The following is a 20,916-nucleotide window of genomic DNA, read 5'->3' on the forward strand; positions in this document are numbered from 1 at the left end:
GGTCTAATTTTTCGAGGCATAATTGTGGAAAATAAGCATATTTTAATATCGATCAAAGACAGTATATTAACCATAACTATTGATCGAGCATCGGCAAAAAATGCATTGTCGTTAAATATGTATGCTCAATTAACGGCCGCGTTAAAACAATTAGATGACGATCCTACTTTATCCGTTGCGGTTATTACCGGTGGTGAGAACTGCTTTACCGCAGGGAATGACTTAAAAGATTTTTTAGCCGGTGGTGAATTAAATGAACAACACCCAACTGTTCAATTTCTTTATCAAATAGCGAGTACTAAAAAACCTATTGTTGCAGCTGTAGCTGGTCCTGCTATCGGTATTGGAACCACTATGTTGCTACATTGTGATTTAGTTTATGCTGCAGATAATACAGTATTCCAATTACCATTTGCGCAATTGGGCTTATGTCCTGAAGCGGCTTGTAGTGAAATACTCCCTAGATTAACCGGCCATGTTAAAGCATTTGAAATGGTTGTTTTAGGTGACAAGTTTAACGCTAATGATGCACTGGATATTGGCTTGATCAATAAAGTCTGTACGGCAGATACATTGTTATCGACAGCCACTGAAACTGCAGGACGAATTGCTAAATTACCAGAAAATGCGGTAACGGCCAGTAAACAATTATTGAAACGTAACAGCCAACAGTCTGTATCAAATACAATTAAAACTGAGTTAGCACAGTTTGAAATATTATTAAATTCAGAGCAAAGCCAAAAAATCATCTCATCATTCTTTCATAGAAAATAACACTATATTATTTGTTATTATTCGCTTGTTTAATCAGCAATAACATTGACTTAATCTTGGTTAGTTAGATTCAGACATTCCACTATCTCTATTTTGACGATACAATGGCTCCAATATGAATATATTAGTTAAATAAAATGTATTTGGCCGATACTCATAATACCTAGATTGTTAAAAATACTTTAGAACGCCTAAATATTTTTATGGTTAATAAAAATCAACCTTAGCGTACTGTGGAGTTAATAAATAAATGTCGGATTTAAGTTCACTGTCTTATCTTATTGTGGATGATGTTAATTCTGTAAGAGCATTTTTAAGACAAACATTACTTCATATGGAAGCGTCTGAAATTTATGAGGCATCTTGTGGGGCTGAAGCAATTGAGTCATTTAAAAAAAACCTTCCAGATGTAGTCTTTTTAGATATTGAATTACCAGATGCTGACGGACAAGAATTGTTAAAAGAAATTCGTAGCATAAAAAACAATGCATTTGTGGTTATGGTTTCTGCCCATAGTAACGTTGATAATGTAAAATATTCGTTATCTCATGGGGCTGCTGGTTTTATTGTAAAACCATTCTCACCTAAAAAAATCAATACAATTTTAAAGAAGTATCAGGCATAAATTTATGAAATTACAAGACATGCAATCGTGTGCGCCAAAAGCATTAAAGTTATTAAAAACAATGGCCAACGAAAAACGCCTTTTTATTCTATGTAATTTATTAGATGGTGAATTATCAGTAAATGATTTGGCTGAAAGAGTAGAATTGAGTCAATCTGCGTTATCGCAACACTTGGCTATATTACGTCAAGAGCAGTTTGTACAAACCAGAAAAGAATCTCAAACAGTGTATTACTCATTACATGGTGAAGATACGCAACAAGTAATGCAGTTATTACATAAGTTGTATTCTTAATTTAGCTCGTTAAAAATCAAACATAAAAAAAGGAACGTGCGTTCCTTTTTTTATACTTAAATATTATAGCTAATAGAATTAGTTATTTTGCAGCGCTAATTCAGTATCTGCTTTCATTTCAGGTAAGCCTAAACGGTCATAAGCTTCAATCATAATGGTTAACGCATTCTTTACTGATGAGCTTTGCTGATAATATTCTAAAACATATTTACAACGATTTAATGCTGCTACATAAGCATCACGACGCATGTAATATTCAGCAATAACAATTTCATGATGCGCTAATTTATCTAATAAAAACATCATACGTTTTTTAGCATCGGGAATGTATTTACTATCTGGGTATAAATCTACCAGCTTATTAAAGTCATTAAAGGCATCACGAGAAGTAACCATATCCTTATCATCGCTTTCTACTCCAAAGAAATCTTGGAAGCCATTTACTCCTGTTTCCATATTGACTAAACCACGCATATAAAATACATAATCTAGCTTAGGATGATTAGGATTTAAGTTAAGAAAACGGTCAATTGCCGGTAAAGCTTCAGCAAATTTACCTGACTTATAATAAGCAAACATCAAGTCTAATTGAATTTGACGAGACAGTGGCCCAAACGGATAACGTGTTTCTAAATCGCTTAACATAATGATTGCACGGTTATACATTTCATCATTTAGCGCTTTTTTAGCTTCAACGTATCTAGCTTTTGGAGAATTGTCTGGAACTCGTTCAAGATCTTCTTCTGGCGAAGATGTACAGGCTACAAGGCTTACAGACAAAACTGTTAATAAAGACAGTTGGCGAATGGTGTTAAAATTAAACATTATTTACTACCTGGAAAGTTTTCTTTTCTCGTTATCAAAAAAATCGCGTAGAATACGTGCATCTACGGCATTCTAGCGCACTCTTCGTTAGCATGCACTTTCAAAATTCAAATTATTTATATATGACAAAACAAACAATTGAACTACAAGCACAAGTAAACGAAGAACAATTTGGCAAACGCTTAGATCAGGTTATTGCTGAATTATTTCCTGAGTATTCACGCAGCAGATTAAAAGAGTGGATCTTAGCCGAGAAAGTTCAAGTTGATGATGAAATAATTTCAAAACCTCGACAAAAAGTGAACGGCGGAGAAGATATTATTATCCATGCTGAGTTAGATGTAGAAGTCCATCATCTACCTGAAGACATTAAGTTGGAGATTGTTTACGAAGATGATGACATCTTAGTGATCAATAAACCAATGGGGTTAGTGGTGCATCCTGGTGCTGGAAATCAGTCAGGTACAATCTTAAATGCATTGTTACATCATTATCCAGAAATAGATAAAGTGCCACGAGCTGGCATTGTGCATCGTCTAGACAAAGATACAACGGGTTTAATGGTAGTAGCTAAAACAGTACCAGCTCAAACTCAGTTGGTTGCCGACTTACAAGCACGTCAGGTGACGCGTGAGTATGAAGCTGTCTGTTTAGGTAGGTTAACTGCTGGCGGTACAGTAGATAAAGCCATAGGGCGTCATCCAACAAAACGAACCAGCATGGCAGTTAATGCATTTGGTCGTGAGTCGGTTACGCATTATCGAGTTATTAAAAAGTTTAGAGAGCACACTCATATCCGTTTAAGACTTGAAACTGGCCGAACTCACCAAATACGTGTACACATGTCACACATTAAACATCCTCTGGCGGGCGATGTTCAATATGGTGGACGAGTAAAAATACCAAAAGGTGCATCACAAGAATTAATCGACACCATGCGTGGATTTAAACGACAAGCGTTGCACGCGGCAATGTTACGTTTTCATCATCCAGTAACAGAAGAAGAAATGAAGTTTGAGGCACCATTGCCAGACGACATTGTTCATTTGTTAGAGTCTCTTGAAGAAGATCTTGAAGTGCATAAAGATGACATGGATTACTGCTAGTTTTCCTTATTTAGCACCAGAAATTATAGAAAAATTTGGTGCTATAACCACAACAAGAAAAGAGGGCGTTTCTTTAGCGCCTTTTTGTTCTTTTAATTTAGCCACACACGTTGGTGATAAGTTAACGCATGTGCGTGCAAATCGTGCAATTTTACGTGAGCATTTATCTAGTTTTCACTCATTATGTGAACCATATTGGCTAGAGCAAACTCACAGCGTAAAAGTATTAGAACTACCACAACAATATTTTTACGAATGCGCAACAGACAAAGTGCCAGAAGCGGATGCAAGTTTCACACGTAAGCCACAGACGACTTGTGTGGTGATGACAGCGGACTGTTTGCCTTTGTTAATTGTAAATGATGATGCAACAGAAGTGGCAGCGGTTCATGCTGGTTGGAAAGGTTTAGCCAATGGCATTATTGAACAGACAATGAATGCAATGACCAGCTCAAATGAAACTTTGCATGTGTGGTTAGGTCCAGCCATTGGTCCAAATGCATTTGAAGTTGGCGAAGATGTTAGGCAGCAGTTTGTTCAGCAATCAAATACTTACTCACCATGTTTTAGCGCTAAGCAAGGCCAGTCTACAGAAACTAAAGCTACAGAAAATAAGCTTACAAAAGAAAATAAATACCTAGCGGATATTTATGCACTAGCCAAAGTACAATTAAAGGCTTTAGGCGTCAGGTATATTTCTGGTGGTGAATATTGTACTTATTCACAATCCGAGCTGTTTTTCTCTTATCGTAAAGAAGGTCAAACTGGCAGAATGGCATCGTTAATTTGGATAAAAAATTAAACGCCTCACCACTTCAAGGCATATCTGGTAAGACTAGGCCTCGTAAAATTAGACCTCGTGAGACTCCGCCTTGTAAAACTATTCTCCAATCCATAGCTCTTGAAACTATGCACTTACTTTTTGAATCTCCGAATTTGTATTACACCAACTAACAAATAATCACTATTATTTGTTTTAGAACAAACTTTCCGCCAAATAAAGCGCATAAACTAAAACTATAAGTTGTTATACCATTGAAATTCCGAGTTTTGTCCTCAACTTTATAGATAGAACTTATGGCTGATTAACTCATCAGCTAAGCAAATAATTAAGCAAACGAGGAACTGTTTATCTTTTATGTTTTTGGCTTTTATACCAGCATTACAGAATTTTAAAGATAAGCAGCACCTATAATAATTTAACTCAATTAAGGGTATGAATATGCGTTTAGATAGATTAACCAACAAATTTCAGCAAGCTATTGCCGATGCTCAATCGTTGGCATTAGGACGTGATCATCAATATATTGAACCTGTGCATGTTTTACAGGCATTATTAGATCAAAAAAACAGTACCATAATGACAATTTTACATCATTGTCATGTTAGCGCGCCTGAATTGCGTTCAAAGGTTTCTAGAGAATTAGAAAATATAGCCACAGTTAAAGGCGTTGGTGGTGATATACAGCTTGGTAAAAATACAGGCTCGGCACTTAACTTATGTGACAAGTTAGCCCAACAACGTAAAGATAAATTTATCACCAGCGAAGTCTTCCTGTTAGCACTTGTTGAAGATACAGGCGCAGCTGGAAAAATAATAAAACTCCTTGGCTTAACTAAAGAAAAAGTTGAAGGTGCTATTGACTCGTTACGCGGTGGTCAAAAAGTTGAAGACCAAAATGCCGAAGACACAAGACAAGCGTTAGAAAAATACACAGTCGATTTAACTGAACGTGCTGAACAGGGCAAGTTAGATCCTGTTATTGGCCGTGACCAAGAAATTCGCCGTACCATACAAGTATTACAACGTAGAACTAAAAACAATCCAGTATTAATTGGTGAGCCTGGTGTGGGTAAAACCGCTATAGTTGAAGGCTTAGCACAGCGTATTATTAATGGTGAAGTGCCAGAAGGCTTAAAAGACAAACGAGTATTGTCGTTAGATTTAGGCGCGTTGATCGCTGGTGCTAAATACAAAGGTGAATTTGAAGAACGCCTTAAATCAGTTCTTAACGAACTAGACAAGGAAGAAGGCCGTGTCATTCTATTTATAGATGAAATTCATACTATGGTCGGTGCTGGTAAATCTGACGGCGCTATGGATGCAGGCAACATGTTAAAACCTGCTCTTGCTCGTGGTGAATTACATTGTGTTGGTGCAACTACACTTGACGAATATCGTAAATATATTGAAAAAGACGCAGCGTTAGAGCGTCGTTTCCAAAAGGTTCAAGTAGATGAACCAACAGTAGAAGACACTATTGCCATATTGCGTGGTCTTAAAGAGCGTTATGAATTACATCACTCAGTAGACATTACCGACCCGGCTATTGTTGCAGCGGCACAATTGTCTCATCGTTATATTAGCGACCGTCAATTACCTGACAAAGCCATTGATTTAATTGATGAAGCTGGTTCAAGTATTCGTATGCAAATTGACTCAAAACCAGAAGAGTTAGAACAATTAGAACGTAAGATCATTCAGTTAAAACTGGAAGATAATGCACTATTAAAAGAAACCGACGAAGCCAGTAAAAATCGTTTAATGATCATTCGTGAGCAAATCAAAGAGCTTGATAGTAAATATAAAGAGTTAGAAGAAGTTTGGATTTCTGAAAAAGCGGCCTTAACTGGAACGCAAAATATTAAAGAAGCCCTTGAACAAGCAAGGTTAGATCTGGAAGTAGCACGCCGAGCCAGTGACTTACAACGTATGTCAGAGCTGCAATATGGTCGTATTCCAGAGTTAGAAAAACAATTGGATTTAGCATCTCAAGTAGATATGCACGGCATGACTTTGTTACGTAACAAAGTAACTGAAACTGAAATAGCTGATGTGTTATCTCGTTGGACAGGCATTCCAGTTAATAAAATGCTTGAAAGCGAACGCGACAAACTTTTACTGTTAGAAGCGCAATTACATAAAAAAGTAGTTGGTCAGTCAGAAGCTGTAGTGGCTGTAGCTAATGCAATCCGCCGTTCACGTGCAGGATTATCAGATCCTAACCGACCTAATGGTTCGTTCTTGTTCTTAGGCCCAACAGGGGTTGGTAAAACAGAATTAACCAAAGCCTTGGCTAACTTTTTGTTTGACTCAGAAGAGTCCATGGTACGTATTGATATGTCTGAGTTTATGGAAAAACATTCCGTGGCTCGTTTAATTGGTGCGCCTCCAGGTTATGTTGGTTACGAAGAGGGCGGTTACTTAACCGAAGCGGTTCGTCGTAAACCATACTCAGTGATCTTGTTAGATGAAGTTGAAAAAGCGCATCCAGATGTATTTAACATTCTATTACAGGTATTAGATGAAGGGCGCTTAACCGATGGTCAAGGTCGTACGGTCGACTTTAAAAACACAGTGATCATCATGACATCAAACTTAGGCTCAGAAATGATCCAAAGTATGTATGTTAACGACTCAGAAAATAACTACCAGCAAATGAAAGCGGCAGTTATGGAAGTCGTTGGCAAACACTTTAGACCTGAATTTATTAATAGGATAGATGACACCGTTGTGTTCCATCCACTTAATAAAGCAGAAATAAAAGAGATAGCCGTTATTCAATTAGCCGGATTACGCAAACGTTTAGCTGAACAAGACGTAGAGTTGGAACTAACAGACGCAGCGCTTGATAAAATTGCTGACGCAGGTTTTGACCCAGTATATGGTGCAAGACCGTTAAAACGAGCAATCCAAATGTACATTGAAAACAAACTAGCTCAAGAGCTATTGGGTGGCAATATCAAGCCAAAAGACAAAGTGGTTATGGACTTGGTTGATGATGAGTTTGTGATTGTTCGCTAAAGCTGTAAGTCATAAGCTATAATTTGTAAGAAAAAGAGAAAAGCAGTCTTTAGTTTAATGCTCAATACAGAGTGTTAAATTGGGGCTGCTTTTTTGTTGGTTATTTGAGAGTGGGTGCATATTTAAATAGTATATTTTGCTAAATAGGTACTGATGGTTATATTTATCTGTAAACACAAATTAAGTTTTGACGTTACTGAGTAAATGCATTTTATAATTTTTGCTTACAGCCTTACAGCCTTACAGCCTTACAGCCTTACAGCCTTACAGCCTTACAGCCTTACAGCCTTACAACTCAGCTTCTATTTTAGCTTCGTTCAAACGTGTTACTAACAGTTGTTCTACTCTGATGCCGTCGACGTCTATAGCTTCAAATTTATAACCCTCTAGGATCACGTAATCGGTACGTTTTGGTAGGCGTTTTAACGTATAGATCAGAAAACCGGCAAGGGTTTCGTACTGGTTATCGTTGGGGAATACGTCTATATCTAGCAACTTCATTAAATCAATTATGGGGGTGACACCGTCAACTAACCAAGAATTGGCATCGCGCTGGACAATTTGCTCTTCGCCGTGGATAGTTACTAAGTCGCCCATAAAACTACTCATTAAATCTTTTAACGTCACAAGTCCAACGACCATCGCGTATTCGTTCACTACGATAGCAAAAGGCTGCAATGCAGTTTTAAACTCGTTAAGGGCTTCTGATAGCGTTAAGGTTTCCGGTAAGTAAAACAGTTCGGTTTGGATCATGCTGTCTTTCAAATGAGCGGATTCGCCTTTAAGTAGTTGACGTAAGATTTGTTTAGACTCTACCGAACCAACTACTTTATCCAAATGACCGTCACATACTAAAAAGTTATTATGTGGGTGCTCTAGGATTTTGGCGCTGATAGTTGCGCTGTCGTCTTTGATATCAAAATATACTATGGCGTCTCTCGTTGTCATAGCAGTTGGTAAGTTGCGGCCCTCAAGTTCAAAAACGTTGCCCAGTAGTTGATATTCCTGTTGCTGTAGCGATCCGTGCTCTGCTCCTGCGTCCATCATGGCGACTATGTCTTCAGTCGTGACCACGTCTTCACGCACCATAGGAACCTTAAAGATACGTAAGATGAGATTAGTGATGCTATTAAAAAGCATAACAAGTGGTGTTAGTGCATAGGTGATGATATTCATCAGGCCTACAATTTTTGCAGCAACCGCTTCTGGCATGATCATGGCGATGCGTTTTGGCAATAAGTCGGCGAACAATATGAATAATGATGTAATGGCTAAGAAAGACAGCAAAAAGCTAATTTGCTCTGCCATAGGGCCGGAATACACTAGTGCAACTAACTTAGATGTATAAGGCGTTAGGGTTTGTTCACCAATGATACCGCCTAAAATAGCGATGGCATTTAGGGCAATTTGGATCATGGCGAAGAAGCTACCGGGTTGCTCTTGCAAGCGAATTACGGCTTTGGCTTTGTCATCGCCTTCATCGGCCATGACTCTTAATTTGATCTTCCGAGAAGCGGCGATAGAAATTTCCGACATAGCAAACAAAGCGCCAAATAATATCAAGATGGCAATGCCTAATAAGTCACTCATGTTTTACTCCAATTTACCGGGTTGATCGTGCGCCAACCAGCGTATTGCTTCATTGAAAAAGCGCGTGATTATTATTCAATATTAGTTAAACAGCAACAGTTTTGTTATGCAGAATACATAATAAAAATACTATAATAAAATCAATGGTTTAAGTCTTGTGTTTGATGGCTTTTTAGCTGAGCGTCTCAGGAACCAATGGGTTTTATGTTGTACATTTTATATTTATAGTCGCTCGGCGCTTTATTCAGTTTACAAACTTAGTGCACTTATTTTAAAGTAGATGCCGCTTTGTTATGGAAGTTTGTTGTAGTGGTTAACTAAATTTAGCTACCATTTAATAGTTAAATACAAAGGAATAACATTAATGAAATGTCCGAGAACTGGAACTAAATTAAAACCTGTAAAATTGGGGCCTATCCAAGTTGAAATATCTGAAAAGTGTGGCGGTGTTTTCTTTGACCAGAAAGAGCTAGAACTATTTAATGATCCTGCCGACATTAAAGGTAATGTTTTAGTTAAGCATTTAACTCAATTTGACAATGATAGCTACGATCCTTCAGCCAGAGTAAGATGCCCTAAATGTCCCGACACAATTATGATGAGGCGTTACGAGAGCCCTGCGCATATTGTAGAAATCGATGAATGTCCAAGTTGTGCAGGTATATGGTTAGATACAGGTGAGCTAAAGCTTTTACGTGATAACCATTTGTCGCAGAAGGAGCGAGCATTATTGAGGGAAGAATTAATTAGAGATACAGAAGCATCACAATTTAACTCTATAAGCTCAAAAAATTCCAATAGGGATTCGTTGGGTCAGGTTTTTAGACTGACTGAATATTTATTACCGTGGTAGTTAATAATATTAATGAGAAAATTATCGTTGGACTAAAGTCAATATATAAAAATATAGTTATCAATAAAGCGGGTCAGGGTTAAATTAATTCAAAGAGCTATAATTCAGCGCTACAATATTGAAACGGTTGTAAAGCTTATCGACCTTCCTGATATTGAGAATAATGCAGAAAATTTATTAGGCGTACCTTGGATTACATTAATTAAGCAGTGGCATAAAGTTGTATTAGCTAAATCATAGCAAGCTTCGAGCCTTCCAGCTTCTAACTCCCAGCTTTTAATTAATCGACTAGGCGATTCTTTTTCAGCATTTGTTGTTTTAACTGGTTACTTTCAAAACCGAGTCGAGTCATAACTTCTTCTGATATATCGATCACATCACCGACACCGACAACACTCCATAAACGCTCTTCAATTTCTTTGGCTCTATGAACTGCATAATCACCAACATAAGCTAATTCTTTAGCAATATAGTTCATGTCTGGTCTACCTGTACGAGAAATAAATACTCGGTAAGCAAAGAATATATCTTTTTGTATGGATGAATCTATAAAGCTAGTTAGCTTTTCTGTGGTCATAAATTGGTCGGCGTATTGCGCCATAAATGCATGGAGTTCACTTTTCTCATTTGATCTAAATCTAATATATAAATCAACGTATTCAGGTTTATCTGCACGTTTCAACTTAGTCAAAATAGGAGAGAAGACTGAAGTTAACGAATTATCCTTTAACAAAGGGTAAAATGTTGTTTCATGGGCATCTGGTTTATATTTTAATAACATCTGATGCAACAAGTTTGCTTCTGTGCCTTTGCCAACCGTACTCACTCTGAGTTTGCTATTTTCTTTGGCAAAATACATCGGGAAGTTATGGATACTTTTAGCCGCAATATTTCGCAAACATTTAGATAATCCATGGAATTTACTTTCCATTTTTGCTGGTGTTAATTTGGCTTTATTTTGGCTAATTAATTTTTTGAAAAACTTGGAGGCGACATGTTCACCGCTAGGTTCAAATATGCGTAAGTTCATAATTAACTTATTACGGGAAATAGTCATCACTTCATAAGGTAACTTTTCTAACTTAAAGGCTTTGGTTACTCGCTGAAAATCTGGCATAGAGAGTAAAACGATGTCACCTTTTTTGTGATCATCAGCTTCATCTAATACGACTTGTAGCCCATGCTCTGAAAAGTCTCTTGTTTCGCCATAGATGCTTGTATCAGAATCTTCAATACGGATGCCTGACTTATAAAGATAGCGTTCTTCTGAGCGTAAATTAACGTACTCAATAGATTCCACAATAATGGAAATATAGCGTTTTAATTTTGGGTGACCAAACTGGGTTAATTTAGGTACCAAGTCTGGGCTGAATTCATGAGTTTGCTGATATTGTTGCGCAGAATTATCACCCGTTAACGGTGTCATAGTCACAACGTATTTAAGGCCTGACAACATTGCTTGAATTTTCTCTGAAGGTGGCTGGTTTAATAGCTTAACTTCTTCGCCAGCACTGTCAGGAATAGATAACGGCAAATATCCGTCTTCTTCATTGGCTATTGAGACTTGTAGCTTAAATACTTTCCAGCTGGCTTTTTTTGAGCCAAAACCGATAAATGCATTTTTTAGTTCAGGATCAGCATTTAACTCTTCAGAAGTTGCGGTATAAAAATAAAGTTTACCTTTTTTAGCGTGGGTAAAACAAAATAACAAAGACTCTTGAATTAAATTACCTGAGTTTAAAATTGCATCAATACGTGATTCATTTAAGATTTGTTGCAGTATTAAACTTTTATTTTCATCACTAAAATACCCTAAGGTTTCACGATTATTTTCTGTAGCTAATGCCATAGTAGGTAATAATCTGCCTTGAACTTCTCGCATGAAAACAGGTAGTGATGTTGCCCTTGGTAAATAATATTGCTCAAAGCCTTTTATAATAATCGCGTCTAAGGTGTTTTCTAAATTCACTTTATATCGACGTTTATTACTATTTATAAAGTCACTCAAAAATTCATCAAATGAACCGACTTCTTCAGCAAAAGAGCGTTTCATTCGAATATAATTATAATTTGGTCCAGCACTTTCAATACCGACAATTTCGTATTGAATGCCATCGGTAAGGTTAAGGGAAACCTCGTCTTCAAGTCCGGTTAAAAATAGTGAGATCTTTTGGCCTAATGCCACATCTTTAGCAGAAGGTATTTTTACTTTTGCACCGCTAATGGAAAGGTCGCTGGTGTTGGCTTTTAATACATTACCAATACCAAACTGTAATTCTACATTAATGCTAAAATTCATACGTTCTTCGTTACGTATGCCATATTGAGCAAAGTGAACAATTTCGCCGCCATGTTCTGAAATTACTCTATTGGCTGGATTTTTTTGTTTTTCTTTTTCTACAGGCTTAGCTACTAATGTTTTGTCTTTTTCAGTTAGGCGTTTTTCTTGTTGGATCTTATCCATGATCTTAAAGTTGTTATCAGCATGTAATACGGCTTCGTAGACACCAACAGTATAACGACCAAACTTTTCTACTTGTTCAATAAATATCTTTTTGGCTAATTCATCTAAATAGTGAACTTGGCCTTTATGTTCAAATGTATTGGTTTCACCATCTACATTTCCACGTAAATCAATCAGTCGGGCACAAGGTTGAGCTAATCTTTTTAGCTCCATCTTTATTAAAAATTGCTTTGATTTGGGCACGTCGATAGTCAAAGATTTGAACTGTTCGTCAAAATCCGGTTGATTTATCACTGCTTTTAGTTCCTCAATGATCTCATTGAATTCCTGTAAGTCAGCTGCCATAAATTAAATAACCTTATGATTTTATTATTTTTATTATCGCTGTTAAAACGCGAGTCGTAAAATAGTTAACCACTTATTTATACTGAAATGACTAAATAAGTAAATTTGAATTTGAATTTATGCACTTTCTAAGCAACAAATATGCCATAGAAAATCAGAGCGTGTTAGCAAAATAATCAAGTTAAGACTTAGCTAGTTTCATTTATATAATTGATATTATTGTTCATTAGGTACGAGTTTATGCTTATTGAAATTATCTTTATCGGGTAAACTTAAACATCTACTTTGAATACTTGGTTGTAATAAAGGAAATAAACGTCGATGGCAAAAGCAAAAATAGCATACGTATGCAGTGATTGTGGTGGGGAGTTTCCAAGATGGCAAGGCCAGTGCACTGAGTGCGGCGCTTGGAATACCATTTCAGAATTTAGAGTTGCTCCAAAGCAAGCTGCTGCCGCGTCAAAATATGAAGGTTATGCTGGCCAAGTAGAAAATAAAGTACAAACCTTAAGTAGCATAGATTTACAGGCTTTACCTAGATTTAGTAGTGGCTATAAAGAACTTGATCGAGTTTTAGGCGGCGGAATTGTTCCGGGCTCCGCTATCTTAATTGGTGGTAGTCCAGGTGCTGGTAAAAGTACTTTGTTATTACAAACCATGTGTTATTTAGCTGAGCATATGACCACGCTTTATGTCACAGGTGAAGAAAGCTTACAGCAAGTTGCCATGCGCGCTCACCGTTTAGGTTTACCAACCAACAAGTTAAACGTATTAGCCGAAACCAATGTAGAAACTATTTGTACTCACGCGGTTAATTTAAAACCATCAATAATTGTGGTGGACTCAATTCAAGTTATGCATGTATTAGACGTAGCCTCAGCTCCGGGAAGCGTGTCGCAAGTTCGTGAGGGCGCAGCTTATTTGACGCGCTTTGCTAAACAGAATAATGTAGCTGTTGTATTAGTCGGTCATGTCACGAAAGACGGTTCGCTTGCTGGTCCTAAAGTGCTAGAACACTGTATTGATGCAAGTGTCATGTTAGATGGCGACGAAGATGGCCGTTATAGAACTTTACGAGGTACTAAAAACCGATTTGGTGCGGTAAACGAACTTGGAGTTTTTGCCATGACGGACAAAGGGCTAAAAGAAGTTAGCAACCCATCGGCTATATTTTTGAATAGGGCAGAAGGGGATTCTTCTGGCAGTTCAGTTACGGTTTTATGGGAAGGAACTCGTCCGCTATTAGTGGAAATACAAGCTTTGGTTGATGCTTCACAAATGGGGAATCCTCGTCGAATTGCTGTTGGTTTAGATCAAAATCGTTTAGCTATGCTGTTGGCTGTTTTGCATCGTCATGGCGGTTTGATGCTGGGCGACCAAGATGTATTTGTTAATGTAGTTGGTGGTGTAAAAGTCACAGAGACCAGCGTGGATTTAGCCTTGTTGTTGGCTATGGTTTCAAGCTTTCGTGATCATCCACTTGACCGTGAATTAGTGGTTTTTGGTGAAGTTGGTTTGGCTGGTGAAATTCGTCCAGTACCAAGCGGACAAGAAAGGTTAAGAGAAGCGGCAAAACATGGATTTAAAAAAGCGATAGTACCAAAATCGAATATGCCAAAAGAACCGATTGCAGGAATGAAAGTGATTGGCATCTCTAGATTATCGGAAGCGTTAGAGCATTTGTAAAATGTTATAAAACTAGATTGAGATCTTTATTTTTATTGGGCTTTTTAGTTTAATTTGTGACGAGCTTTTTACTTTCATAGAAAAAGCTCGTTTGCGTAATTTACGGATAAGATAAGCTAGCTAACTCTCTATTTAAAAAGTCTTCATCACCAAGATTTAGAGTAATTAAACGTTTTAAATGGGACACACTTTCCAAGTCCATCTTAGTACAAGCTATGCCAATATTTTGTTTTTCAACATGAGCGATAAAGCCAAAGAGCTCAATGGTGATCTCCGTATCTGGTAAGGTAAAAGACAGAGTGCAATCTTTATCTGTGTATTCACTTAGGTCGGTCTCAGATTTTATTAACGCACCTTTTAAAGACAAGTCGACTAAGCTAGTTTCATAGGCTTTGTCACCTATTTTTAAACTTGCCACAGTGGAAAAGATGATACGAGTAAAACGTCTTTTATCTTCCATATGAAAAACCTTAACAGTTGAATTAAATATAATGTTTTTATTATTCGATTAGCATAAGCATGGTTCTAGATTGTTCAAATTGCAAGCATTAAAAAAGGGCATGAATACAATGCGTATATGCCCTTTTTAATATTTATCGCTTGGTAAAAGTAGAAGGTTTACCGGATGATTATTTTAATCTTTTGTATTTGATCCTATGAGGTTCTGCTGCCGCAGCACCGTAAGTTTTCTTCATCCATTCGTCATATTCAGTAAAGTTACCTTCAAAGAAATTAACCTGACCTTCATCACGATAATCGATTATATGAGTGGCAATTCTATCTAAAAACCAACGGTCATGTGAGATAACCATGGCACAGCCTGGGAATTCTAAAATAGCTTCTTCCAATGCGCGTAAGGTTTCAATATCCAAGTCATTGGTTGGCTCATCCAGTAATAATACATTACCGCCCGTTTTTACTAACTTAGCTAAATGAACTCGGTTACGTTCACCACCAGATAATTGACCAATGATCTTTTGTTGATCAGAACCTTTAAAGTTAAAGCGGCCTACATAAGCACGCGAAGGAACTTCATAAGTACCAATTTGAATGATCTCACTGCCTTCTGATATTTCTTCATAAACGGTTTTAGAGTCGTCCATATCGTCACGGAATTGATCAACACTGGCAAGTTTTACAGTATCACCAAGAGTGACAGTACCTGAATCTGGTGTTTCAGCCCCTGAAAGCATTTTAAACAACGTTGATTTACCCGCGCCGTTCGCGCCAATAATACCGACAATAGCGCCTTTAGGAATTGAGAAACTTAAATCATCAATTAAGACACGATCGCCATAAGATTTAGTTAAATTTTCAACATCAACCACTTTATCGCCAAGGCGAGGCCCTGGTGGAATATACAATTCGTTGGTTTCATTACGCTTTTGGTTTTCATTACTTGATAACTCTTCAAAGCGAGCCATACGCGCTTTACTTTTTGCTTGGCGGCCTTTTGGATTTGAACGAACCCAATCAAGTTCATGTTTGATGGTTTTAGCTAAAGCATTTTCAGTACGTTTTTCTTGTTCAAGACGTGCATCTTTTTGCTCAAGCCAATTAGTATAATTGCCTTCATAAGGAATACCATGGCCACGGTCTAATTCTAAAATCCAACCGGCGACATTATCTAAGAAATATCTATCATGGGTAATGGCAACAACAGTACCTGTGTAATCATGTAAGAAGCGCTCTAACCAAGCAACAGACTCTGCATCCAAGTGATTGGTTGGTTCATCGAGTAATAACATGTCAGGTTTTTCAAGTAATAAACGACATAAAGCAACACGACGACGTTCACCACCACTGAGTACCGCAATTTTTTGATCCCATTCTGGTAAACGTAATGCGTCTGCAGCACGCTCTAGAGTGTTATCAATGTTATGACCGTCTTGTGCGTTGATAATATCTTCTAATTGACCTTGTTCTTTTGCAAGTGCATCAAAGTCAGCGCCTTCCTCAGCATATTCACTATAAACTTGGTCAAGACGTGCCATGGCATTTTTTACTTCAGACACTGCTTCTTCAACCGCTTCGCGCACCGTTTGATTTTCATCAAGCTGAGGCTCTTGTGGCAAATAACCAATTTTAATACCAGAAAGGGCTTTTGCTTCACCTTCAAATTCTGTATCAACACCCGCCATAATTTTAAGTAAACTTGATTTACCTGAGCCGTTTAAACCTAAAACACCAATTTTAGCGCCAGGAAAAAAACTTAGTGAAATGTCTTTTAATATTGTACGTTTTGGCGGAACGATCTTCGAAACGCGATTCATCGACATGATGAACTTGTCAGGTAAAATTTGAGCCATGTTAAAGCCTTAAAATTAAGTAATTGTTAGTTTCTACTGCTACTATTTAATAACACATAGTTGCTATTGCTAGGCAGTTAATAAAGTAAAAGGATGGTAGCGGATCTGGGCTTGTAAGATCAACTAATAACGGTGTAATTGACGAACTATTAAACATTGAAAAGCCAATGAAATAAGCCTTAATGAATGAGAGATAGTTTAACTCATAAGTTTAATAATTAAATAGCTGTAAAACCCGGAAGCCAAATAAACCATAACAACGATACTTAATTGTTCTAAATCATAAATATTTCTAATGATTCGACTATATTATTTTTTTAAATTAGCGCGTATTATACGCGCAAATTTTACTTTATAACTTCAACTTTAACTATTATTAAAGATTGTTAGAAACTTAAATCAGCCGAGGTGTGGACATGCTAAAACGTGATATGAATATTGCCGATTTTGACCCAGAGTTATGGGAATCAATGCAACAAGAAACGAAACGTCAAGAAGATCATATTGAGCTTATCGCTTCTGAAAACTACTGTAGTCCACGTGTTATGGAAGCTCAAGGCTCACAACTAACTAATAAATACGCTGAAGGTTACCCAGGTAAGCGTTATTACGGTGGTTGTGAATATGTTGACGTTTCTGAGCAATTAGCGATTGACCGTGCTAATGAATTGTTTGGTTCTGATTACGCTAACGTACAGCCACATTCAGGTTCTCAAGCAAACTCTGCTGTATTCCAAGCCTTAGTTAATCCAGGTGACACTATTTTAGGTATGAGCCTAGCTCACGGTGGTCACTTAACTCACGGTTCTCACGTAAGTTTCTCTGGTAAAATTTACAATGCTGTTCAGTACGGTATTAATGAAGAGACTGGAGAGTTAGATTACGCAGAAGTTGAAAAGTTAGCACGTGAACACAAACCTAAAATGATCATTGCTGGTTTCTCAGCATATTCAGGTATTGTTGATTGGGAACGTTTCCGTAAAATTGCTGACGAAGTTGGCGCATACTTATTTGTTGATATGGCTCACGTTGCAGGTTTAGTTGCTGCGGGTGAATACCCAAATCCAGTGCCTTTTGCACACGTTGTAACAACAACCACTCATAAAACATTAGCGGGTCCTCGTGGTGGTTTAATTATTTCTGGTTGTGGCGATGCAGATGTATATAAAAAATTAAACAGCGCTGTATTCCCTGGTGGTCAAGGTGGTCCTTTGTGTCACGTTATTGCTGCTAAAGCGGTTGCGTTTAAAGAAGCACTTCAACCTGACTTTAAAGTATATCAAAAGCAAGTTGTTGTTAACGCGAAGAAAATGTGTGAAGTAATGATGTCTCGCGGCTACGATATCGTATCTAACGGTACACAAAACCACTTATTCTTAGTTGATTTAATCGCAAAAGATATGACAGGTAAAGATGCTGATGCTGCGTTAGGTAAAGCATTTATCACTGTGAACAAAAACTCAGTTCCTAATGACCCACGTTCTCCATTTGTTACATCTGGCTTACGTTTAGGTACGCCTGCGGTAACTCGTCGCGGTATGAAAGAAGCTGAAATGGTTGAGTTAACTAACTTAATCTGTGACGTTTTAGACAATATTGAAGACGAAGCAAACATTGAAACAGTGAAAGGCAAAGTTAAAGACCTTTGCGCACGTTTCCCTGTTTATGGCTAAGCATTGGCTGAGTACAAAAGTTAAGCTAAATAGTTGCTCGAAAACAGCACCTTAGCTGTGTTAAACTAAAACCGCGAATATCGCGGTTTTTTTATGCTTGTTTACAATTGTAATTTGCTTTTGTAGTAACCATTATATTGATTAAACCGTCATAACCATCACATTAAATACAAGTAGGTATATTTATGCATTGTCCATTTTGTTCAGCAACGGAAACTAAAGTAATAGATTCTCGTTTGGTTGGCGGTGGTTCTCAGGTTCGTCGTCGTAGAGAATGTAATCAATGTAATGAGCGGTTTACTAGCTTTGAAGGCGCAGAATTAGTTATGCCTAAAGTGGTAAAACGAGATGGTAAACGTGAACCGTTTAATGAAGATAAAATGAGCGCTGGTATTTTACGAGCGTTAGAAAAAAGACCGGTTAGCACCGAACAAATTGAACAGTTAATTTTAAGCATTAAAAAAGAGATCAGAATGACGGGTGAACGAGAAGTCAGCTCTGAGTTTATTGGTAATTTGATCATGGATGGATTGGTACAAGTCGATAAAGTGGCTTATGTTCGCTTTGCGTCTGTGTATCGCTCTTTTGAAGATATTAAAGAGTTTGGTGAAGAAATTGCAAAAATTGGCCAGCAAGCGGATAAAAAAACAGAGCTAAGTAAACTTCAATCTAAGCTTTTTGAATAACCCTTGTTAATAATATTAATAAAAAATAATAACTCAGAACCTTAATGTAGATATCAAATATGACTTTCTCTTTAGCCGACCATCAATTTATGGCCAAAGCCATTAAATTGGCAAGTCGTGGACAATTCACCACAAGCCCGAATCCCAATGTGGGCTGTGTTATCGTAAAAAACGGTAAAATTATTGGTGAAGGTTGGCATAAAAAAGCCGGAACAGGTCATGCTGAAGTTAATGCGCTTGCCAACTTAACACCTGATCAAACTACCGACGCAACCGCTTATGTCACATTAGAACCTTGCAGTCACTTTGGACGAACGCCTCCTTGTGCAAATTTACTTATTAATGCAAATATCAAACGTGTTGTTGTCGCCATGTTAGACACGAATCCTTTGGTTGCTGGTAAAGGTATATTGTTATTAATGCAAGCCGGAGTAGACGTAAAGGTCGGTTTGTTAGAACAAGATGCCAAAGCATTAAACCTTGGGTTTTTCTCAAGAATGGAAAATAAACGGCCATTTGTGTCAGTAAAAATGGCGTCATCACTAGATGGTAAGTCGGCATTAGGCAATGGTGAAAGTAAATGGATAACGGGTGCTGAAGCGCGTGCTGACGTACAAACGTATCGAGCCAAAGCTTGCGCTATTTTATCTACAGCTAAAACCGTGATTGCTGACAATGCAAAGTTAAATGTACGTGAAGAACAACTTAACTTTTCTTACCCGTTGGATGAAGTAGTTAAAGAGATAAGACAACCGCTCAAAATTATTTTAGACAGTCGTGGCGAATTAGATGAAAAACGCCAAAGCGAGTTAGACTTATTTACTACTAATGCTAATAGCCTGAGCAATAATTCTATTGTTATTGTGAGAAAAGACTCGCAGCCGTTGCCAGAAAAGACACACAATAATGTTAGCTATGTTCAGTTACCTTATGACGAAGCTAGCAACCGCTTTGCTATTGATGCTTTATTGGATTGGTGTGGTAAAAACGAAATTAATAATTTGTGGGTTGAGGCGGGCGCTAAATTAGCCGCTAGTTTTGTCCAACAAGGTTTGTTTGATGAGTTAATTGTTTATATGGCTCCTAAGATTATGGGGATGAATGCACAGGATGTTATGCCTGTAGGGCCATTTGACGCTATGGAACAAACGATTGAATTACAACTTAAAACGTTAACGCAGTTAGGCCAAGATATGCGCCTAATCTATTTAACAAAATCTGAGGAATAATCTGTGTTTACAGGCATTGTTGAAGCAATTGGTAAAATAACGTCATTACAAAAAAAAGGCGGAGATTACCAAGTAACCGTTAACAGCGGTGACTTGGATTTATCAGATGTGAAATTAGGTGACAGTATCGCAACAAACGGTGTTTGCTTAACGGTTGTTGAATTATCAAGTAACGGATACGTTGCTGATGTATCAAATGAAACCATTAAACATACAGGTTTTGCCCATTATAAAGACGGTCAGTTAGTTAATTTAGAAAAAGCGATGTTGCCAACCACTCGATTTGGTGGACACATGGTAAGTGGTCATGTTGACACTGTGGCCAAATTAACTCGTGTTGTTAATAATGGCAGAGCAATCGATTTATGGTTTGATTTACCAAGTGATATTGCAAAATACGTGGTAAAAAAAGGCTCAATCACCATTGATGGTGTAAGCTTGACGGTCAATGATGTTGAAGCTCAAAAGTTCAAGTTAACGATTGTTCCGCATACATCAGAACAAACAACGTTAGAAAAGTTAACAGTAGGTACTGCAGTAAATGTAGAAGTTGATATAATCGCTCGATATGTGGAACGTCTTGTCAGTAAATCAGATGATGGCGTTACTATGGGGTTATTAGCAAAGTCAGGTTTTTTGAAATAGAACCTT

At 37.5% G+C, this 20,916-nt stretch carries 17 protein-coding genes; 12 read left to right on the top strand and 5 right to left on the bottom strand.

Features of this window, described 5'->3' with window-relative positions:
- Positions 1-24: 24 nt before the first annotated feature.
- The 3 genes from Q0940_RS12475 (at position 25) to Q0940_RS12485 (ending at position 1,694) form a co-directional block, all read left to right on the top strand.
- Positions 25-774, top strand: a complete 750-nt coding sequence (locus Q0940_RS12475; protein WP_299269005.1) for an enoyl-CoA hydratase-related protein — start codon at positions 25-27, stop codon at positions 772-774.
- A gap of 250 nt (positions 775-1,024) precedes the next feature.
- Positions 1,025-1,399, top strand: a complete 375-nt coding sequence (locus tag Q0940_RS12480) for a response regulator (protein WP_299269007.1) — start codon at positions 1,025-1,027, stop codon at positions 1,397-1,399.
- 4 nt (positions 1,400-1,403) lie between these two features.
- Positions 1,404-1,694 carry a metalloregulator ArsR/SmtB family transcription factor gene (locus Q0940_RS12485; protein WP_299269009.1) on the top strand — a complete coding sequence of 97 codons (291 nt, stop codon included), beginning with the start codon at positions 1,404-1,406 and terminating at the stop codon, positions 1,692-1,694.
- Positions 1,695-1,772: 78 nt separating this feature from the next.
- Here the strand turns inward: Q0940_RS12485 and Q0940_RS12490 are convergent, their stop codons facing one another.
- Positions 1,773-2,519 (bottom strand): outer membrane protein assembly factor BamD, encoded by a 747-nt coding sequence (locus tag Q0940_RS12490; protein WP_299269011.1) that lies wholly within the window; start codon positions 2,517-2,519, stop codon positions 1,773-1,775.
- Positions 2,520-2,641: 122 nt separating this feature from the next.
- On the opposite strand from Q0940_RS12490, the gene rluD reads away from it, so the two are divergent.
- The 3 genes from rluD (at position 2,642) to clpB (ending at position 7,430) form a co-directional block, all read left to right on the top strand.
- Positions 2,642-3,625 (top strand): 23S rRNA pseudouridine(1911/1915/1917) synthase RluD, encoded by a 984-nt coding sequence (gene rluD / locus Q0940_RS12495; protein ID WP_299269013.1) that lies wholly within the window; start codon positions 2,642-2,644, stop codon positions 3,623-3,625.
- Entirely contained in the window at positions 3,606-4,427 is an 822-nt protein-coding gene (pgeF, locus tag Q0940_RS12500) for a peptidoglycan editing factor PgeF (RefSeq protein ID WP_299269015.1), read from the top strand. The genes rluD and pgeF overlap by 20 nt, the downstream gene beginning before the upstream one ends.
- Positions 4,428-4,847: 420 nt before the next feature.
- Positions 4,848-7,430 carry an ATP-dependent chaperone ClpB gene (gene clpB / locus Q0940_RS12505; protein WP_299269017.1) on the top strand — a complete coding sequence of 861 codons (2,583 nt, stop codon included), beginning with the start codon at positions 4,848-4,850 and terminating at the stop codon, positions 7,428-7,430.
- Positions 7,431-7,718: 288 nt separating this feature from the next.
- On the opposite strand, the gene Q0940_RS12510 is transcribed toward clpB, so the two are convergent.
- On the bottom strand, positions 7,719-9,020 hold the full coding sequence (locus tag Q0940_RS12510) for a hemolysin family protein (protein WP_299269019.1): 1,302 nt from the start codon (positions 9,018-9,020) through the stop codon (positions 7,719-7,721).
- Between the two features lie 364 nt (positions 9,021-9,384).
- Here Q0940_RS12510 and Q0940_RS12515 point away from each other — a divergent pair, with 364 nt between their 5' ends.
- A complete protein-coding gene (locus Q0940_RS12515; protein ID WP_299269021.1) occupies positions 9,385-9,873 on the top strand; it encodes a zf-TFIIB domain-containing protein in 489 nt (162 codons plus the stop codon).
- Positions 9,874-10,153: 280 nt separating this feature from the next.
- Here Q0940_RS12515 and Q0940_RS12520 read toward each other — a convergent pair whose 3' ends face one another.
- Positions 10,154-12,682, bottom strand: coding sequence for a PilZ domain-containing protein (locus tag Q0940_RS12520; protein WP_299269023.1), 2,529 nt, complete (start codon positions 12,680-12,682; stop codon positions 10,154-10,156).
- A gap of 321 nt (positions 12,683-13,003) precedes the next feature.
- Between Q0940_RS12520 and radA the strand changes: the two genes are divergently transcribed.
- Complete coding sequence (gene radA / locus Q0940_RS12525; RefSeq protein WP_105052344.1) at positions 13,004-14,368, top strand: DNA repair protein RadA; 1,365 nt, start codon at positions 13,004-13,006, stop codon at positions 14,366-14,368.
- Positions 14,369-14,468: 100 nt separating this feature from the next.
- Here radA and Q0940_RS12530 read toward each other — a convergent pair whose 3' ends face one another.
- Positions 14,469-14,828 (bottom strand): PilZ domain-containing protein, encoded by a 360-nt coding sequence (locus Q0940_RS12530; protein WP_299269031.1) that lies wholly within the window; start codon positions 14,826-14,828, stop codon positions 14,469-14,471.
- A 169-nt stretch (positions 14,829-14,997) separates the two neighbouring features.
- The gene (gene ettA, locus Q0940_RS12535) at positions 14,998-16,677 is read right to left on the bottom strand and encodes an energy-dependent translational throttle protein EttA (RefSeq protein ID WP_299269032.1); all 1,680 of its coding nucleotides are present in this window, start codon (positions 16,675-16,677) and stop codon (positions 14,998-15,000) included.
- Between the two features lie 416 nt (positions 16,678-17,093).
- Here ettA and glyA point away from each other — a divergent pair, with 416 nt between their 5' ends.
- The 4 genes from glyA to Q0940_RS12555 all read left to right on the top strand — a co-directional run bounded on the left by glyA (position 17,094) and on the right by Q0940_RS12555 (position 20,910).
- The gene (gene glyA, locus Q0940_RS12540) at positions 17,094-18,350 is read left to right on the top strand and encodes a serine hydroxymethyltransferase (protein WP_299269034.1); all 1,257 of its coding nucleotides are present in this window, start codon (positions 17,094-17,096) and stop codon (positions 18,348-18,350) included.
- Between the two features lie 185 nt (positions 18,351-18,535).
- The gene (nrdR, locus tag Q0940_RS12545; RefSeq protein WP_299269036.1) at positions 18,536-19,036 is read left to right on the top strand and encodes a transcriptional regulator NrdR; all 501 of its coding nucleotides are present in this window, start codon (positions 18,536-18,538) and stop codon (positions 19,034-19,036) included.
- A gap of 59 nt (positions 19,037-19,095) precedes the next feature.
- A complete protein-coding gene (ribD, locus tag Q0940_RS12550; protein WP_299269039.1) occupies positions 19,096-20,265 on the top strand; it encodes a bifunctional diaminohydroxyphosphoribosylaminopyrimidine deaminase/5-amino-6-(5-phosphoribosylamino)uracil reductase RibD in 1,170 nt (389 codons plus the stop codon).
- Between the two features lie 3 nt (positions 20,266-20,268).
- Positions 20,269-20,910: a riboflavin synthase gene (locus Q0940_RS12555; protein WP_299269041.1), complete on the top strand. Its 642-nt coding sequence runs from the start codon at positions 20,269-20,271 to the stop codon at positions 20,908-20,910.
- Positions 20,911-20,916: the final 6 nt, after the last annotated feature.

The organism is uncultured Psychrosphaera sp. (assembly GCF_947500655.1).
GTDB lineage: Bacteria > Pseudomonadota > Gammaproteobacteria > Enterobacterales > Alteromonadaceae > Psychrosphaera.

What these genes read in the sequence shown, in the direction of transcription:
- pgeF (WP_299269015.1), top strand. Translation starts at nt 3,606, where the DNA reads ATGACATGGATTACTGCTAGTTTTCCTTATTTAGCACCAGAAATTATA.
- Q0940_RS12515 (WP_299269021.1), top strand. Translation starts at nt 9,385, where the DNA reads ATGAAATGTCCGAGAACTGGAACTAAATTAAAACCTGTAAAATTGGGG.
- radA (WP_105052344.1), top strand. Translation starts at nt 13,004, where the DNA reads ATGGCAAAAGCAAAAATAGCATACGTATGCAGTGATTGTGGTGGGGAG.
- ettA (WP_299269032.1), bottom strand. Translation starts at nt 16,677, where the DNA reads ATGGCTCAAATTTTACCTGACAAGTTCATCATGTCGATGAATCGCGTT.
- Q0940_RS12490 (WP_299269011.1), bottom strand. Translation starts at nt 2,519, where the DNA reads ATGTTTAATTTTAACACCATTCGCCAACTGTCTTTATTAACAGTTTTG.
- nrdR (WP_299269036.1), top strand. Translation starts at nt 18,536, where the DNA reads ATGCATTGTCCATTTTGTTCAGCAACGGAAACTAAAGTAATAGATTCT.
- glyA (WP_299269034.1), top strand. Translation starts at nt 17,094, where the DNA reads ATGCTAAAACGTGATATGAATATTGCCGATTTTGACCCAGAGTTATGG.
- rluD (WP_299269013.1), top strand. Translation starts at nt 2,642, where the DNA reads ATGACAAAACAAACAATTGAACTACAAGCACAAGTAAACGAAGAACAA.
- Q0940_RS12485 (WP_299269009.1), top strand. Translation starts at nt 1,404, where the DNA reads ATGAAATTACAAGACATGCAATCGTGTGCGCCAAAAGCATTAAAGTTA.
- clpB (WP_299269017.1), top strand. Translation starts at nt 4,848, where the DNA reads ATGCGTTTAGATAGATTAACCAACAAATTTCAGCAAGCTATTGCCGAT.
- Q0940_RS12520 (WP_299269023.1), bottom strand. Translation starts at nt 12,682, where the DNA reads ATGGCAGCTGACTTACAGGAATTCAATGAGATCATTGAGGAACTAAAA.
- Q0940_RS12480 (WP_299269007.1), top strand. Translation starts at nt 1,025, where the DNA reads ATGTCGGATTTAAGTTCACTGTCTTATCTTATTGTGGATGATGTTAAT.
- ribD (WP_299269039.1), top strand. Translation starts at nt 19,096, where the DNA reads ATGACTTTCTCTTTAGCCGACCATCAATTTATGGCCAAAGCCATTAAA.
- Q0940_RS12510 (WP_299269019.1), bottom strand. Translation starts at nt 9,020, where the DNA reads ATGAGTGACTTATTAGGCATTGCCATCTTGATATTATTTGGCGCTTTG.
- Q0940_RS12530 (WP_299269031.1), bottom strand. Translation starts at nt 14,828, where the DNA reads ATGGAAGATAAAAGACGTTTTACTCGTATCATCTTTTCCACTGTGGCA.